At 70.0% G+C, this 15,544-nt stretch carries 17 protein-coding genes and 1 pseudogene; 14 read left to right on the forward strand and 4 right to left on the reverse strand.

Features of this window, described 5'->3' with window-relative positions; genetic code table 11:
• The first annotated feature begins 573 nt into the window (after positions 1-573).
• Positions 574-1,191 (forward strand): DUF47 domain-containing protein, encoded by a 618-nt coding sequence (locus CA984_RS34395; RefSeq protein ID WP_012887642.1) that lies wholly within the window; start codon positions 574-576, stop codon positions 1,189-1,191.
• Entirely contained in the window at positions 1,192-2,196 is a 1,005-nt protein-coding gene (locus CA984_RS34400) for an inorganic phosphate transporter (protein WP_086577606.1), read from the forward strand.
• A gap of 191 nt (positions 2,197-2,387) precedes the next feature.
• On the opposite strand, the gene mshD is transcribed toward CA984_RS34400, so the two are convergent.
• On the reverse strand, positions 2,388-3,509 hold the full coding sequence (mshD, locus tag CA984_RS49410; protein ID WP_086577607.1) for a mycothiol synthase: 1,122 nt from the start codon (positions 3,507-3,509) through the stop codon (positions 2,388-2,390).
• 131 nt (positions 3,510-3,640) lie between these two features.
• Here mshD and CA984_RS34410 point away from each other — a divergent pair, with 131 nt between their 5' ends.
• A complete protein-coding gene (locus tag CA984_RS34410) occupies positions 3,641-5,437 on the forward strand; it encodes a bifunctional metallophosphatase/5'-nucleotidase (protein WP_242676331.1) in 1,797 nt (598 codons plus the stop codon).
• A gap of 329 nt (positions 5,438-5,766) precedes the next feature.
• On the opposite strand, the gene CA984_RS34415 is transcribed toward CA984_RS34410, so the two are convergent.
• Complete coding sequence (locus CA984_RS34415; protein ID WP_086577609.1) at positions 5,767-6,480, reverse strand: response regulator transcription factor; 714 nt, start codon at positions 6,478-6,480, stop codon at positions 5,767-5,769.
• Positions 6,481-6,686: 206 nt separating this feature from the next.
• Here CA984_RS34415 and CA984_RS34420 point away from each other — a divergent pair, with 206 nt between their 5' ends.
• The 9 genes from CA984_RS34420 (at position 6,687) to CA984_RS34455 (ending at position 11,418) form a co-directional block, all read left to right on the forward strand.
• Positions 6,687-6,938 carry a MoaD/ThiS family protein gene (locus CA984_RS34420; protein ID WP_086577610.1) on the forward strand — a complete coding sequence of 84 codons (252 nt, stop codon included), beginning with the start codon at positions 6,687-6,689 and terminating at the stop codon, positions 6,936-6,938.
• Positions 6,939-7,157: 219 nt separating this feature from the next.
• On the forward strand, positions 7,158-7,811 hold the full coding sequence (locus CA984_RS34425) for an LmeA family phospholipid-binding protein (RefSeq protein WP_165781522.1): 654 nt from the start codon (positions 7,158-7,160) through the stop codon (positions 7,809-7,811).
• 9 nt (positions 7,812-7,820) lie between these two features.
• Entirely contained in the window at positions 7,821-8,372 is a 552-nt protein-coding gene (locus CA984_RS34430) for a sigma-70 family RNA polymerase sigma factor (protein ID WP_012887649.1), read from the forward strand.
• Between the two features lie 2 nt (positions 8,373-8,374).
• Positions 8,375-9,139 (forward strand): anti-sigma factor family protein, encoded by a 765-nt coding sequence (locus CA984_RS34435; protein ID WP_278249083.1) that lies wholly within the window; start codon positions 8,375-8,377, stop codon positions 9,137-9,139.
• A 75-nt stretch (positions 9,140-9,214) separates the two neighbouring features.
• Positions 9,215-9,631, forward strand: coding sequence for a TlpA family protein disulfide reductase (locus CA984_RS34440; protein ID WP_037935385.1), 417 nt, complete (start codon positions 9,215-9,217; stop codon positions 9,629-9,631).
• Positions 9,632-9,722: 91 nt separating this feature from the next.
• Entirely contained in the window at positions 9,723-9,806 is an 84-nt protein-coding gene (locus CA984_RS49415) for a putative leader peptide (protein WP_362807785.1), read from the forward strand.
• A 63-nt stretch (positions 9,807-9,869) separates the two neighbouring features.
• Positions 9,870-10,268 (forward strand): DUF4395 domain-containing protein, encoded by a 399-nt coding sequence (locus CA984_RS34445; protein WP_086577613.1) that lies wholly within the window; start codon positions 9,870-9,872, stop codon positions 10,266-10,268.
• Positions 10,269-10,282: 14 nt separating this feature from the next.
• Positions 10,283-11,122: a sulfurtransferase gene (locus CA984_RS34450; RefSeq protein WP_031166088.1), complete on the forward strand. Its 840-nt coding sequence runs from the start codon at positions 10,283-10,285 to the stop codon at positions 11,120-11,122.
• Entirely contained in the window at positions 11,122-11,418 is a 297-nt protein-coding gene (locus tag CA984_RS34455) for a DUF1416 domain-containing protein (protein ID WP_086577614.1), read from the forward strand. Before CA984_RS34450 ends, CA984_RS34455 begins: the two co-directional genes overlap by 1 nt.
• An 82-nt stretch (positions 11,419-11,500) precedes the next feature.
• Here the strand turns inward: CA984_RS34455 and CA984_RS34460 are convergent, their stop codons facing one another.
• A complete protein-coding gene (locus CA984_RS34460; RefSeq protein ID WP_086577615.1) occupies positions 11,501-12,505 on the reverse strand; it encodes a DsbA family protein in 1,005 nt (334 codons plus the stop codon).
• Between the two features lie 60 nt (positions 12,506-12,565).
• Here CA984_RS34460 and CA984_RS34465 point away from each other — a divergent pair, with 60 nt between their 5' ends.
• Complete coding sequence (locus CA984_RS34465) at positions 12,566-13,117, forward strand: TetR/AcrR family transcriptional regulator (protein ID WP_086577616.1); 552 nt, start codon at positions 12,566-12,568, stop codon at positions 13,115-13,117.
• Between the two features lie 219 nt (positions 13,118-13,336).
• Positions 13,337-14,641, forward strand: coding sequence for a hypothetical protein (locus CA984_RS34470; RefSeq protein ID WP_133061859.1), 1,305 nt, complete (start codon positions 13,337-13,339; stop codon positions 14,639-14,641).
• On the opposite strand, the pseudogene CA984_RS46620 reads toward CA984_RS34470, so the two are convergent.
• Positions 14,631-15,544, reverse strand: a pseudogene (locus CA984_RS46620) (hypothetical protein); the annotation flags it as partial. The gene CA984_RS34470 and the pseudogene CA984_RS46620 overlap by 11 nt on opposite strands.

The following is a 15,544-nucleotide window of genomic DNA, read 5'->3' on the forward strand; positions in this document are numbered from 1 at the left end:
GGGCAGGTGGATGTGACGGTCGCACTTCGGGTTCGGGGCGGGTGGACGTGACGGTCGCCCTGCGAGGCCGTCCAGGCGTCTCCCGGGCGGCGTGACGGAAATCACCGTGGCCGTCTCGGGAGTCCGGCCTCGGCGGTGGTCCCGTATTCCGGGGTTCCTGAGCTCCCCGAGCGGAGAGCGGCGTCCCGAGTCGCGGCGGGCCCGGAGTCCGTCGCGGGCCGCGTAGTTCAGCGGGCCCTGGAATTCGGCGGGTCCTGGAGTTCGGCGGATGCGGGGAGAAGCGGCGAGGGGACGGGGTGCGGCGGGACGGGGTGCGGCGGGACGGGACCGGTGACACCGTCGATCATCGCGCCGGGAAGGGGCTCATACGTGACCAGTTTCGGCATAACATGGCCAAAACCAGCAAAACGGTCATCGGAAAGATGCCGCCAAGGCTCCCTCAAGCTGAGTGTCGCAAGGTATATGCCGGGTAGCGACAACTGGAAGAGTAGGCGTCTAGCGGGTGAAGTTCGTATTTCCGCTGGTAACCCGTACCCTTCTCTGCGGACCATCCCCGCACATCTGGAGAACGACGTGCGCCTGCGTCTCACGCCTAGTGAGGACAGCTACTACGACTTGTTCGCCGACTCGGCGAACAACCTCGTCACAGCGTCCCGTCTGTTGGTAGAGATCATCAGCGACGGATCGGACAGGGAAGCCCTGGCCGAAAAGATGCGCGCCTGCGAGCACGCCGGTGACGAACGCACACACGCGATCATGAACCGGCTCAACGAGAGCTTCATCACGCCCTTCGACCGCGAGGACATCTACCGTCTCGCGTCGAACCTCGACGACGTGATGGACTACATGGAGGCCGCCGCCGACCTCATCGTCCTGTACCAGATCGACCACCTCCCCAAAGAGGTCGTCCGGCAGGTCGAGGTGCTGGAGCGGGCCGCCGAGCTGACCGCCGAGGCCATGCCCCGGCTGCGTTCGATGAGAAACCTGAACGAGTACTGGATCGAGATCAACCGGCTGGAGAACCAGGCTGACCAGGTTTACCGCCGCCTTCTCGCCAAGCTCTTCGGCGGGGAGTACGACGCGTTGACCGTCCTCAAGATGAAGGAGGTCATCGATCAGCTCGAGATGGCCGCCGACGCCTTCGAGCACGTGGCCAACACGATCGAGTCGATCGCGGTCAAGGAAAGCTAAGTGGACCTCACGCTCGCACTCGTCATCGGCGTGGTGGTCGTGGCGTTGGCGTTCGACTACACCAACGGCTTCCACGACGCCGCCAACGCGATCGCGACCTCGGTCTCGACACGCGCGCTGACGCCGAGGGCCGCTCTCTTCATGGCCGCGGCCATGAACTTCCTGGGCGCCCATCTCGGCACGCAGGTGGCGGCGACCGTCGGCAAGGGCATCATCGACGCCCCAAACGGCAGCCACGGGCTGGTGATCGTGGGTTCCGGCCTGATCGGCGCCATCGTCTGGAACCTCATCACCTGGTACTTCGGCCTGCCCTCTTCGAGCAGCCACGCGCTGATCGGCGGTCTGGTCGGCTCGGCGCTGGCCTCGTCGAGCGTCGTCCACTGGGACGGCGTGGTGGAGAAGGTCGTCATTCCGATGGTCCTCTCCCCGCTGATCGGCTTCACCCTGGCCGCGATCATCATGATCGGCATCCTGTGGGGCTTCCGTCACTCCCAGCCGGCGAAGACCAACCGGGGCTTCCGCCACGCGCAGACGGTCTCGGCCGCCGCCATGGCTCTCGGTCACGGTCTGCAGGACGCGCAGAAGACCATGGGCGTGATCTTCCTGGCGCTCGTGGTCGGAGGTTTCCAGCAGGACGGCGATCCGATCCCGCAGTGGGTCATCCTCTCCGCCGCGACGGCCATCTCCCTCGGCACCTACGCCGGTGGCTGGCGGATCATGCGGACCCTCGGCCGCCGGATCATCGCGCTCACCCCTCCACAGGGGTTCGCCGCGGAGGCCGCCGCCGCGACCGTTCTCTACACCGCGGCCATCGGCTTCGGTGCCCCCATCTCCACCACGCACACGATCACCAGCGCGATCATGGGTGTCGGCGCCACCAAGCGGCTGTCAGCTGTGCGCTGGGGCGTCGCGGGCAACATCGTGACCGGCTGGATCCTCACGATCCCGGCCGCCGCGCTCGTCGCCGCGCTGTCCTACTACGCGCTCCACTGGATGGTCGAGTGACCACGGTCGGGTGATCACGGCTGAGTGGTCACCGTGGAACGCCGGCCGGGGTCTCCCCGGCCGGCGTTCCGCCGTTTCCGGCCCCGTACGCCCACTTCCGCCGTTTCCGGCCCCGTGCGTCCACTTCCGGCGTCGTCTCCGGCGCCGGATGTCACCTCGGGCGTCATTCCCGGCGTCTCCGGCGCCGAACGTCACTTCCGGTACATGACGTCGACGTCCCAGCGGGTGAACCCCAGCTTCTCGTAGAGGCGGATCGCCGCGGTGTTGCTCTCGTCCACGTACAGCATGACCTGGGCCAGACCCCGTGACCTCAGGTGGGACAGTCCCGCCAGGGTGAGTGACCTGCCCAGCCCGCCGCCCTGCTCGGCGGGGTCGACGCCGACCACGTACACCTCGCCGATCGGCTCGTGCCCGTGGCCGCCGTCGCCGTGCACCTTGGTCCAGTGGAAGCCGATGATCCGGTCCCCGTCCGGGCCGTCGCTCTCACCCTTGAGTGCCCCGTCCGCGCCGTCGCCGTGCGCAGGCCCGCCGTCCGCGCCGCCACTCTCGCTCTTGAGTGCCCCGTCCACGCCGCCGCCCTCGCCCTTGAGCGCCCCGTCCACGGTGCCGCCACCCGCAGGCCCGCCGTCCGTGCTGCTCCCGTCCGCAGGCCCGCCGTCCCCGTCGCCGCCGGGTCCGGCGAGGCGTTCCGCCAGGAAGAAGCCCGCGGGGTCGAACCACGGCTCCTGCTCGCGCCGCTCCAGGTCCTCCAGCGTCCACGCGCCCTGCTCGGGGTGGTGGGCGAAGGCCTTGGCGTTGAGCGCCACCCAGGCCTCCTCGTCGGGGGACCCGGGCTCGAACGTGCGCAGCCGTACTCCGTCGGGCAGGTCGAAGCCGGGGATCGCGGTGAACAGCGAGCGGCGCATCTGCCACAGTGACCTGATCTTGGTGAATCCCGTCGACAGGGCGAGGGCCTCGGCTCCCGGGTGGCCGCCGTGGGCCCACAGGCGCAGCCGTCCCCCTGTCCGGTCCAGTACGGCCTCCAGCAGGCGCCGCCCGTGGCCCCGCCCCCGGAAGGCCGGATGGATCACCAGTTCCCCGCTGGGTCCTTCGACCGGGTCCGTCGGGTCCACGTGCGCGTAGCCGGCCAGGTCGTCCCCGACGTACAGGAGCACGGCCCCCGCACGCTCGTCGCCGCCGTAGCGCAGGTGCAGCATCACGTGTTCGTTGAGCGGTCTGACCCCGTCTGCCTCCGTGGCGGCCTCGACCACCGTGAGTACGGCGGCCACCTCTCGTTCGTCAAGTCGTCCCCGGTGTTCCACACGCGCGTTCATGTTCTGGACTCTAGGCGGGCCCGGACACCATCGGATCATCGGGGACTGGCAAAAGCCGCCATCTTCTGGCCGGGTTAATCGTTACCTCTCGGACATTCCTTGCATAGCTTGCCGCTTTAATGTCGTGGTTCATGATGTCTCGTTCCTTCCAGCGGTTGGCCATGGCCGGTGTCCTCGCCGGGGCCGGTCTCGTGCTCGCGATGGGACCTGCCGAGGCGGGCAACAAGCCCGCCAAGACGGTGCCGGTCCGCCTGCTCTCCCTCAACGACTTCCACGGCAACCTGGAGCCGCCGACCGGTTCCTCCGGCCGCATGGTCGACGAGAACGGCGCCACGGTGGAGGCGGGCGGTGCCGCCTACGTCGCCACCCACCTCAAGCAGCTGTCGGACAAGAACACCCTGAAGGTCGCCCAGGGGGACCTGATCGGCGCCACCCCGCTGATCTCCGCGGCCTACCACGACGAGCCGTCGGTCGAGTTCCTCGGCAAGCTCGGCGTCACCGCCTCGGCGGTGGGCAACCATGAATTCGACGAGGGCTACGCCGAGCTCCGGCGCATCATGCGCGGCGGCTGCCACCCGGTGGACGGCTGCTCGCCCGCCGGTGAGTGGAAGGGCGCGGGCTACAGCTACCTCGGCGCCAACGTGATCTTCAAGCGGCCGGACGCGTCCGCCGAGAAGGAGGCGCTCGCCGCGCTCGGCGGTCAGAACACGGGCTCGCTGCGCGGGCTGCTGAAGGAGTACGGCATCCCCGCCCTGCCCCCGGTCACCGTCCGCTGGATGAACGGCGTGCCGATCGGCTTCATCGGCCTGGTCACCCGGAGCACCCCGAACATCGTCACCTCCGAGGGCATCAAGGACCTGGAGTTCATCGACGAGGTCAAGGCGGCCAACGTCGCCTCCAAGCTGCTCAAGCTGGTCGGCGTCAAGGCCCAGGTCGTGCTGGTGCACGAGGGGGACCAGGTCACCGCGGGGCAGTCTCCCGACGCCTGCAGCACCCAGCCGGGAGCGGGCAACCGGATCGCCACCCAGGTGGACGCCGAGATCGACATGATCCTCAGCGGTCACTCCCACCAGGCCTACCTGTGCACGGTCTCCGACCCCAAGGGTGGCACGCGCCTGTACAGCCAGGGCGGCTCGTTCGGCCGTGTGATCACCAAGGTCGACTTCCAGGTGGACGTCAGGACCCGTGACGTCGTGCGTTCCTCGGTCGTGGCCGACAACCAGGTCGTGACCCGGACCGTCATCCCGGACCCGGATATCTCCACGTTCGTCCAGACGTGGAAGGACCGCGTCGCGCCGGTGGCCAACAAGCCAATCGGCAGGATCACCGCCGACATCACCAACACCGCCTCCCCGTCCGGCGAGTCCTCCCTGGGCAACCTCATCGCCGACGGCCAGCTCGCCGCCACCAAGACCGGCGGCAACGCCCAGGTCGCCCTGATGAACCCGGGCGGCGTCCGCACCGGCCTCACCTACGCGGGCTCTCCCGCCGGCGAGGGCGACGGCGTGGTGACCTATGGCGAGGCCTTCACGGTGCAGCCGTTCAACAACCTCATGCAGGTGGTCACGCTCACCGGTGCGCAGCTCAAGACCGTTCTGGAGCAGCAGTTCACCGGCGGTCCCAACGCCCAGCCCTTCACCAAGATCCTGCAGCCGTCGTCGAACCTCACCTACACCTACAGCACGGGCGCGGCGTGGGGCTCGAAGGTCTCCAACCTGAAGATCGACGGCGTCGACGTCACGGACGGCCAGAGCATCCGGGTCGCCGCCAACAACTTCCTCGTCGGCGGGGGCGACGCCTTCCTGGCCTTCAAGGACAGCACGGACCTGTGGAGCGGGCCGCTCGACATCGACGCCTTCGCCGCCCACCTCGCCGCGAACCCGTCGATCACGCCGCCGGTCCCCGACCACATCACCGTCATCCCCTGACCCGGCTCCCTCCCGGCCCGGAGCGGCCGGGGCGGAAGGCTCGACGAGGAAGGCCCACCGGACCGGTGTCCGGTGGGCCTTCCTCGTCGAGCCGGTACGGCATGACCTGATACGGCCGGCGGACGACCGGGTGAGCCCGGGGGCGAGCTCCCGCCCCACGACCCGATACGGCGGACGGACTCGCACCCCGTCGAGCCGGTACGGCAGGCGGGCTCCCGCCCCGCGACCCGGTACGGCGGGCGGGCTCCCGCCCCGCGACCCGGTACGGCGGGCGGGCTCGTGCCCCGCGACCCGGTACGGCGGCCTCGTGCCCCGTCGAGCCGGTAGGGCTAGTGGCGGGCGGGCTCGCGCTCCTCGGCGGCCTCGTTGCCGCGCTCGGGGACGAAGCGGTAGCCGACGTTGCGCACGGTGCCGATCAGCGATTCGTACTCGGCGCCGAGCTTGGCGCGCAGCCGCCGGACGTGGACGTCCACGGTCCGGGTGCCACCGAAGTAGTCGTAGCCCCACACCTCCTGCAGGAGCTGGGCGCGGGTGAAGACCCGGCCGGGGTGCTGCGCCAGATACTTCAGGAGCTCGAACTCCTTGAAGGTCAGGTCCAGCGCGCGGCCGCGGAGCCGGGCGGTGTAGGTGGCCTCGTCGATCGACAGGTCGCCGCTGCGGATCTCGTCCGGGACCTCCTCGGCGGCCGACATGTTCAGCCGGCCCACGGCGAGCCGGAGCCTGGCCTCGACCTCGGCGGGGCCGGAGCTGTCGAGGATCACGTCGTCGGCGCCCCACTCCGCGGTCATCGCGGCCAGCCCGCCCTCGGTGACGATCACCAGGAGAGGACAGGCGATGCCCGTGGTCCGCAGCAGCCTGCACAGGCTCTTGGCGTGGACGAGCTCACGGCGGGCGTCGACCAGGACGGCGTCGGCCGGCGGAGCGTCGATCAGCGCGGCCGCCTCCGCCGGCGCGACCCGGACCGAGTGAAGCAGCAGCCCCAACGCCGGAAGCACCTCGGTCGAGGGCTCAAGGGCGTTGGTGAGCAGCAGGAGATTGCTCACTATGCCTCCTTCCCGCGTCATGCCGGCAATGGCCGTACAAACACGTAAGGACCCGGGGGCTACGTCGCCCAGGTCCCGTAGTAGGTGAGGATAGCCCACAAGGATGAAGCGTCCAGTGAGCGTCCACGTGGTGAACACACGTTTCCCTGGTGGATTCATCGTAATGGCGCGGTGACTGTGCGTGTGTCGGAGGAGTTGGTGCAGAGATGGCAAGGGGCACGATCCGCTACTGGGCGGCCGCGAAGGACGCCGCGGGCGTCGCCGAGGAGCCCTTCGAGGCGGCGACGCTGGCCGAGTTGATGACGAACGTCACAGTCGGCCGCGACAGGCTGAGCCAGGTGATCCAGCGCTCGTCCTTCCTGGTGGACGGTGATCCGGTGGGCAGGCGGGCGCACGACACGATCGTCTTCGCCGACGGGGCGACGGTCGAGGTGCTGCCCCCCTTCGCGGGGGGCTGATCGCCGTGGCGGCCGGATCCGGCCGGATCCGGGCGGATCCGGGCTGGGCCGGCGCGGAATGCCCGGCGGGGAAGGGGGGATTCTGTGAAATTCCGGACAGACGCGGCCGCCGTCGGGCGTTTTGGAAAACATTGCCGGGGGATGTGCTGCGATGGCACGCTGGCCGGATCAAGGGAATGAACAGGGAGTCGGATGCGAAAGCTGGCCGCTATTCTGGTTTTGCTGCTCGTTCTCCTCGCGGTTCTGGACAGGGTCGCTGTCACCGGGGTGCAACGGGAGATCGCTACGAGGGCGACCGCCAAATACGATCTCGCCACCCCGCCCGAGGTGACCATCCTCGGCATCCCCTTCCTGACCCAGGCGGTCGCCGGGCGGTACGACGAGGTCAAGGTGGCCGCGGGCGCGATGAACCTGGCCGGTGTCGAGCTGTCCAGCGTGGACTTCACCCTCTACGGGGTCACCGCGCCGCTGGAGGACCTGGTGCTCCACGCCGATCAGGTGGACATACGCGCCCAGCGCGTGGCGGGCGTCGTGGTGGTCTCCCTGAAGACGCTGAACCAGAGGGCCCCGCGCGGGATCAAGCTCGCGGTCGACGGTGACGGTCTCGGCGTCACCGGAGAGATCACCGTGCTGGGCCGGAAGGTGCCGGCGAAGGCCAAGATGAAGATCGAGCTGGTCGAGGGAGGGGTACGGTTCGTCCCCGAGCAGGTCACGCTGGGCGGCGGCATCCCGGTGCCCCAGCCGGAGCGGTTCATCTCCTACCGGATCCCGATCAAGAACCTGCCGTTCAACCTCAAGGTGACCGGTGTGAAGATCGTGCCCCAGGGCCTCCAGGTCTCCGGCGAGGCGTCCGACGTCCCGCTCCACGGCTGAGACGCTCCCATGTCCGAACCGATCCGGCCCGCCGTACGTCGTGAGGATGTGAGTCAAGCCGGAACCGCCGACGAGCAGCTCGTCAGAGCGCTCTTCGACGAACACGGCGGGCCACTCTACGGCTACGTACTGCGGCTGACGGGTGACCCGGGGAGAGCGGAGGACGTCGTGCAGGAGACGCTGTTGCGGGCCTGGCGGCATCCCGACGCTCTCAGCGGGCGCCCCATCCGCGCGTGGCTGTTCACGGTGGCCCGCAATCTCGTCGTCGACCAGCACCGGGCGCGCAAGTCGCGTCCTCCGGAGACGGGCGCCGAGGCGCTCGCCGTGCTGCCCGCCGACGACGAGCTGGAGCGGGCCGTGGAGTCGTGGGCGGTCGCCGAGGCACTGGCCACGTTGCGGCCCGAGCACCGCGAGGTGCTCGCCGAGGTCTACTACCAGGGGAAGTCGGTCAAAGAGGCCGCTGAGGCGCTCGGCATCCCTGCGGGAACGGTGAAGTCGCGCACGTATTACGCGCTTCGGGCACTCAAGCTGGCGCTGGAGGAGCGGGGGCTCGCGCCATGATGATGACTACCTGTGACGAAGTACGGATGTCGCTCGGAGCGTACGTGCTCGGGGCCCTGGAGCCTGAAGAGTGCGTGCTCGTCGAGGCGCACCTCGCCGAGTGCGCCGGCTGCCAGGCGGAGTTCGAGGAGCTGACCGGGGTGGCCGCGTTCCTCGGACGGGTGTCGGAGGAGGACGTGGCCCAGGTGGGCAGCCCGCCCCAGGCGGTGCTCGACCGGCTGCTCAGCGTCAGGGTCAAACGCCGCCGGATGACCCGGGTGCTGCTCTCGCTGGCCGCCTCGGTCCTGCTGGTCGGGCTCGGCGGGACCCTGTGGTCGGTCACCCAGCCCGACCGGTCCGCCCAGGACGCCTCGGTGTCCGCGCCCCGGCCCAGTCTCGCCGAGAAGGCGTCCCCCTATTCCGCGAAGGAGAGGGCCGCCCCCTCGTCGCCCGACGGTGACGCGCGGCTCATGCTGGAGGACGCCGCCGAGCGGACGGCCAAGGGGGACAACGACTCCGTCCACGCCACGGTGACCGCGTCGCCGGGGGAGAAGGCGACCACGCTCAAGGTCGTGCTCACCGGGGTCGCCAAGGGCACCCGGTGCCGGCTGGACGTGGTCGGCGTCGACGGGGTCCGGGAGACTGCCGGGAACTGGATCGTCGACAGGGCCGCCTACGACAGCTCCGGGGCCTTCACCGGCACCACCACGATCCCTCCCTCGGGCATCTCGAAGTTTGAGATCGTCACGACGGGGGGGCGGATGCTGGTCACCGCGACCTTCCACTGAGCGCGGGCCCGTCCGGGCCTCTGAGCGGGACCCGGCCGGGGAATGGCGCGGTGCGGCCGCGTGTTGTCGTGCTCTGTGACCGGATTGACGGTGGTGCTCGTCACGCTCGTCGCGGCGACTCTGGTGGGTGTGGTGCTGCGGCGGCGCAGCGGCGTGCCACGCGAGGTGAGGGGCGACGTGGAGCGGCTGACGTCCGGCGATCTCGAAGCCGACCTGGGTGAGCGGGCCACCCTCGTGCAGTTCTCCAGCGCCTTCTGCCAGCCCTGCCGGGCGACCCGCCGGATTCTCGCCGAGGTGACGGAGATGGTGCCGGGGGTGGCGCACGTGGAGATCGACGCGGAGTCGCGCCTCGATCTGGTCCGGTCGCTGAACATTCTGCGCACTCCGACCGTGCTGGTCCTGGACGCGTCAGGGCATGTTGTGAAACGTGCCTCCGGTCAGCCACGGAAGGTTGACGTGATCGGCGCCCTGGGTCTCGCGGTCGGCGAGTAAGCGGCGAACCCTACCGCCCCTTGAGCAATTTTGTCTCAGGAATTGGACAGGGATGTGACAGATCCCGGAACGTCGGGGTAGTGTCATCGACATGAACCCCACGACAGAGCTGCTGACGAAGCGGCGCGCGGTTGATTTCTGCCGCGTGACCACCGCGCTCTGTCGCGTTTCCTAAAGGGCGATCTCAAGCGGCCTTCGAGCCGCACCGATCTGCACACCCCTTCAGGAGCATCAAGCGATGCAGGCTGATCCCCGGGCTCTCCGCTTCGCGGCGGCTGTGACGACCATCGTCCTCGCGCTCGTCCTGGTCACAGGAAGCGCATGGCTGCTGGCCGCGCAGGCAGTGGTGTTCACACTGAGCATCTTCGGCGTCTCGCCGTACGGGATGGTTTTCAAAGGGATGGTGAAGAGCTCCCCCAGGGAGCTGGAGGACGCCGCCCCGCCGCGCTTCGCGCAGGGGGTCGGACTGGCCTTCGCCCTGGTGGGCTTGGTCGGATATGTCACGCAGATCACGCCGCTGGCCCTCGGCGCAACCGCCGCGGCTCTCTTCGCCGCCTTCCTCAATGCAGCCTTCGGCTTCTGCCTCGGCTGCGAGATGTTCCTGATCATTCGCCGTTTACTGCCCGCCGCAAGATAATTCCGGAGGATCCCATGAGCCGCTCCGCCGCCCTGGTGGACGCTGACTGGGTCGAGGCCAACCTCGACACTGATGGCATCGTCCTCGTCGAGGTCGACGAGGACACGAGTGCCTACGACAAGGGCCACATCCGTGGCGCCGTGAAGATCGACTGGAAGCAGGACCTCCAGGACCCGGTCCGCCGTGACTTCGTGGACCGCGAGGGCTTCCAGGCGCTGCTGTCCGCCCGGGGGATCGGCAACGACGACACCGTGGTCCTCTACGGTGGCAACAACAACTGGTTCGCCGCCTACGCCTACTGGTACTTCAAGCTCTACGGCCACGAGAACGTCAGGCTCCTCGACGGTGGTCGCAAGAAGTGGGAGCTCGACTCCCGCGAGCTGGTCAAGGACGTTCCCTCGCGCACCGCGACGGAATACAAGGCCAAGGAGCAGGACCACTCCCTGCGCGCCTTCCGCGACGACGTCCTCGCCGCGATCGGCAAGCTCAACCTGGTCGACGTGCGCTCGCCCGACGAGTTCACCGGCAAGCTGCTCGCCCCCGCGCACGTCCCGCAGGAGGCGGCGCAGCGCGGTGGCCACGTGCCGACCGCCCGAAACATCCCGTGGTCCAAGGCGGCCAACGACGACGGCACCTTCAAGTCCGACGAGGACCTGAAGGCCCTCTACGCGGGTGAGGGCGTCGACTTCGGCAAGGACACCATCGCCTACTGCCGCATCGGCGAGCGCTCGGCGCACACGTGGTTCGTGCTGCACGAGATTCTCGACCAGGCAAGTGTCAAGAACTACGACGGATCGTGGACCGAGTACGGCTCGCTGGTGGGCGTGCCGATCGAACTGGGAGAGGCTCGATAATGACTCAGGGTTGCGCTGCTCCGGAACAGACGATTGCTCTTCCGGCCGGGATCGACCTTTCGACCCAGGCCGTCATCCAGGGAGTGGTCTCGGGCGCGGGCACGGCCTACGCCCGGCTGCTGGACCACTCCGGCGAGTTCACCGGCGAGGTCGTGGTGTCCGACGAGGGCATCTTCCGCTTCTTCGCCGCTCCCGGTGACTGGACCGTCCGCATCATCGCGGGCGGCGGCGTCACCAAGGACGTCAAGGCCCAGGCCCGCCTGGGCGAGGTCACCCAGCTCGCCGTGGCTGTCTGACCCCTGTCACGGCCGAGGGCCGGCACCCCGTCGCGGGTGCCGGCCCTCAGCCGTTCCGGATCCGGCTTCACGGGACCCGGCTTCACGGAACCCGGCTCTCGACACGGTGGAGCGCGTCGGTGTAGCCGGGCTCGGGGGACATGACCGCAGCCAGCCGGAGGTGTGGCAGGGCCTCGGCGTGGCGGTTGGCGCGCTCAAGGGTCCTACCGAGCAGGAACCTGGCGTAGTGGTCGCCGGGCGCGCGATCGAGCAGGGCCTCCAGCGTCTCCCTCGCCCGGGTGAGCTGGGCCGAGCCGAAGTAGGCGCGGGCGGCCAGCAGCCGGACGGCGGGGTCGTCGCCGTGGTCGGCCAGCAGGGGCTCCAGGGTCCGCAGCGCGCCGAGGGGGTCCCGGACGTCCAGCAGGGACTCGGCCTGGCGCAGGAGCCTGACCTCGTCCGGGAGTTCGCGCTCGGGGGCGGCCTGCCGTACCAGGTCCCGGAGGACCTCCGGCGACTGCGCGCCCGCGACCGCCGTGCCGCCCACGACGTAGGTCGGTGAGGTGGCCACGCCGACGGCCTTGCCGCGCAGGAGCTGGGAGCGGACCTCGCTCGCCCCCTCCCCGGCGTCGAGCGCCCCGGCCATGCCGTCCAGGCCCGCCTCGGCGGCGAGCGCCACCAGGGTGGCCCGGTCGCCGATGTCGGAGGCCTCGATGAAGTGGGCGCGCAGGATCCGCTCCACGACGGCGTCCTGCAGGGCCGGACCGCCCCGCTGGTAGGCGAGGGCGATCACCCGGTGGGCGTCGAACGTGTTCGGACGCCAGACGGCGCCCCAGGGCGGGCCGAGCCCTTCCTCGGCCGCGACGAGCGAGACGCGGACCCGGTTCTCCGCCGGGGTCAGGTCGGGGTGGCAGGCCCGCAGGGCCCCGTCGGCGACCGGGTCGCGCAGCGCCTCGTACAGCGGCTCGGCCGTGGCCGGAGCCATCGGGTCGATCTGGAAGGGGCGCCAGACGATCTCCACGTCCTCGCCGAACCCGGCCTTCTCCAGGCGCCGCTTGCCGATGTAGGCCCAGGCGCAGACCATGTCGGCCCATACTTCGATGCGCTTCATGACCGGTGTAACAAACGACATCCGTCGTTTATTCGACAGATGTCGCTTAATCTTGAGGGCATGACTGACGACGATCCGAGGGTCCGCCGGACCCGGGCCCGCCTCCGGGCCGCTGTCCTGGAGCTCTCCGCCGAGCGTGACCCCGATTCGATCACGGTCGCCGAGATCGCCCAGCGGGCCGACGTCAACCGGGCCACGGTCTACATCCACTACCGCGACCGCGACGACCTCGTGCTGGACGCGATGGAGGCGGCCGTCGGGGAGCTGGCGGCCGAGGCGGCGCGCTGCCCCTACCGGGAGGCCGGGCCGGTTCCGGCGTCGCTGGTGGCCCTGTTCGAGCATGTCGGCACCCGCGCTCCGCTGTACCGGCGGATGCTCGGGCCCTACGGCAGCGCCCGCTTCTGCGCCCGCCTGCGCGAGGCGCTGGTCGTGGAGCTGCGCGGTCCGTTCGCGGCGGGCTCCCGCCCCCCGGGCCACGACGACGTGCCCCCCGAGATCCACGCCCACTACCTGGCGGGCGCGCTCATCGGGGTCGTCACCTGCTGGCTGGAGGAGCGCCCGCCCCGCCCGGCCGGGGAGATCGCCGCGATGACGTGGGGTCTGATCCGCTGAGCCCGGCGGGGAACGGCCGGAGCGGGCCAGGCATGCCGGTGTGGATCATCGGACCGTGCGGGTATGGATCATTGGACCGCGCGGATGTGGATCATCGGACCGTGCGGGCCCGGGCCGGAGTGGGCGAGGTGCTGGACGCGGGCCGGACAGGCGGACGTGGGCCGGATCGCGCGGGTGTTTCGCTGTGGCCGGTGACAGCGGGTCGCTACGATTCATCGAGTGTCCGGAACGTCTGTCATGCCGCCGCCCTCGCCCCCGTCGCAAGCCGCCGGCCAGGCGCCGGCCTCGCTCTCGGCCTCCACCCTGCCCCTGCACACGCTCAGGATCCTCGGCGCCTGCGCGATCTCGCTGGTGCTGTGGTTCTCGGCGGGGCGGGCGGTCCGCGCCGCTCTGATGTGGCTGGGCCCCGAGATCACCCGCGGTGACTACCAGCAGCTGCGGTACGTCCTCACGATGCTGATCTTCACGTTGATCGTGCTGAACGAGCTCGTGGTCATGGTGGGCATGTTGCACTCGGTGCGCGGAGCACTCTGGGAGATCCGGGCGCGGCGGGAGGGCGGTGAGGCCGACGAGAGCATGTTCGGCGCGCTCAACCGGGCCACGCTGGTCTTCGCCACGATCTACCTGGCCTGGAGTTTCCACCGCGAGGACGCCCGCGAGTTCGCCATGTTCGACCTCACGGCGCATGCCGACGACGATCTCCAGGGGACTTTGGCCGGGACCCCGGCACAGGGGGCCGGCGGGCTCGTCGGGCTGGACGTGCGGATCTCCTTGGGGATCGCCGTGGCCGCCTACGTGCTGAAGACGCTGTTCGGCTGGTGGCACGCCAACGGCAAGGTCAGGGGCAGCGGCGTGCTCACCACCTTCTTCGAGCTGGCCTTCGCCTTCTACGGCCTCAACGCGACGATCGCCTTCGTCGGCGCGCGGTCCGACTGGCTCTCGCACCGGGCCGTCACGACCATGGTCGCCGGCTGGATCGAGCAGGCGGAGAAGGCCGTCCCGTGGTGGAAGGGGTTCTGGGAGTCGGTCGGCGAGGTGTGGCCGCACATCGTGGACGGCCTGATCGTGCCGCTGACCTGGCTCACCGTCGCCTCCCTCGTCTACGGGGCCTTCGCCGAGGACACCCGGGCGGTCGTGCGGGGCACCCGACTGGACGCCGTGGCCGACCGGATGGAGCAGACGCACTCCCTGACCCGCACCACCATGACGCGGGCCACGACCGGATTCCAGGAGCGCTGGGTCCCGCCCGCGAACGCCTTCCGGCTCGCCGCACGTGGCGGCGCCGCGCTCTTCGGCATGTTCTGCCTCTGCTACGTGGCACTCCGGGTGGGGACCGACTACGCCGACCGCGGGGTGCGGACGCTCATCGGCAGCGAGGAGCCCTTCCTCTGGGCGGTCATCTCCCCCTCCCTGGAATTCGTCGAGGATCTGCTCGTGGCGGTGCTGACGACCTGCCTGCTGGCGGCCACCTTCGACATCGCCGCCACCCGCAGCCGCGAGGCGGGGGAGACGGTTACCGCCTGAACAGCAGAACCTGGTCCTGGGGTTCGGTCTTCTCCGTCCCCGCCCGCTTGAACAGATCCTCCACCGACTCCTCCTCCAGCGGCACCCGGATCGTGCTCGGCAGGACCTCTACCTCGACCTCGCCGGCGACCTGCTCGGGCACCAGGCTGACCACGTTGTAGTCGTAGCCGACGCCGACCTTGTGGTCCTTGACCTCCACCGGCAGGCTCCTGTCGACGACCTCGGTCTGCCACGCGCGGCCGTCGGGGTGCTTGACCTTGATCTCGGGATCTCCCCGCCGGATGACGCCCTCGGTGTTCAGGGACGTCCTGGTCACCTTGATCTTCAGCCACCGCTGGTCGGCCTTGATCGGGCGCGCGCCCGGGAGGCTGTCGGTCTGCTCGACCCCGACCTTCCAGGCCACGTTCATGAGCGTCCCGGTGCCTCCGGCGTCCACGGTGTGGACCTGGTAGGCGGGGTTGCCGCTCCGGTAGAAGACGTACCCGTGCCAGGTGGGGATCCCCATGGCCACGGCCACGGCGAGGACCGCGCCGCCGACGCGCAGTGCCGTACGGCGTCGCGGCGGCGGGACGGGGCCGGCGGCCGCGGCGGCCTCCTCCGGCACCGCCGGGGCCCTGTCTCCGGACCCGGCCCCCGCCGCGGTTCCGGTCTCCGCCGCGGCTCCGCTCCYGGCGCCGAGGATGCCGGGGGTGGCGGGTCTGGGCAGCGGCGGCCCCGGGACGGCGGGGAACGGCTGGGTCGAGGCGCCCGGAGGTTCGCTTGCCGGCTTGGGCACGGGCGGCCAGACCTGCTGGTCGGAGAAGGTCCGCCGGGGGCCGGGGGTCCAGTTGGCGTCGACCGGCGCCTGCGGGGGCGGAGCCCCGCCGGAACGTCTCCGAGGAACCTCCCGGCGCCTTCCGGGCG

Source organism: Streptosporangium minutum, from assembly GCF_002149035.1.
Lineage (GTDB): Bacteria > Actinomycetota > Actinomycetes > Streptosporangiales > Streptosporangiaceae > Streptosporangium > Streptosporangium minutum.

Excerpts from the sequence above, each read along its gene's own strand:
- mshD (WP_086577607.1), bottom strand. The coding sequence starts at position 3,509 with ATGAACGCGCGTGTGGAACACCGGGGACGACTTGACGAACGAGAGGTG.
- CA984_RS34410 (WP_242676331.1), top strand. The coding sequence starts at position 3,641 with ATGATGTCTCGTTCCTTCCAGCGGTTGGCCATGGCCGGTGTCCTCGCC.
- CA984_RS34420 (WP_086577610.1), top strand. The coding sequence starts at position 6,687 with ATGGCAAGGGGCACGATCCGCTACTGGGCGGCCGCGAAGGACGCCGCG.
- CA984_RS34430 (WP_012887649.1), top strand. The coding sequence starts at position 7,821 with ATGTCCGAACCGATCCGGCCCGCCGTACGTCGTGAGGATGTGAGTCAA.
- CA984_RS34435 (WP_278249083.1), top strand. The coding sequence starts at position 8,375 with ATGACTACCTGTGACGAAGTACGGATGTCGCTCGGAGCGTACGTGCTC.
- CA984_RS49415 (WP_362807785.1), top strand. The coding sequence starts at position 9,723 with ATGAACCCCACGACAGAGCTGCTGACGAAGCGGCGCGCGGTTGATTTC.
- CA984_RS34445 (WP_086577613.1), top strand. The coding sequence starts at position 9,870 with ATGCAGGCTGATCCCCGGGCTCTCCGCTTCGCGGCGGCTGTGACGACC.
- CA984_RS34450 (WP_031166088.1), top strand. The coding sequence starts at position 10,283 with ATGAGCCGCTCCGCCGCCCTGGTGGACGCTGACTGGGTCGAGGCCAAC.
- CA984_RS34455 (WP_086577614.1), top strand. The coding sequence starts at position 11,122 with ATGACTCAGGGTTGCGCTGCTCCGGAACAGACGATTGCTCTTCCGGCC.
- CA984_RS34460 (WP_086577615.1), bottom strand. The coding sequence starts at position 12,505 with ATGAAGCGCATCGAAGTATGGGCCGACATGGTCTGCGCCTGGGCCTAC.
- CA984_RS34465 (WP_086577616.1), top strand. The coding sequence starts at position 12,566 with ATGACTGACGACGATCCGAGGGTCCGCCGGACCCGGGCCCGCCTCCGG.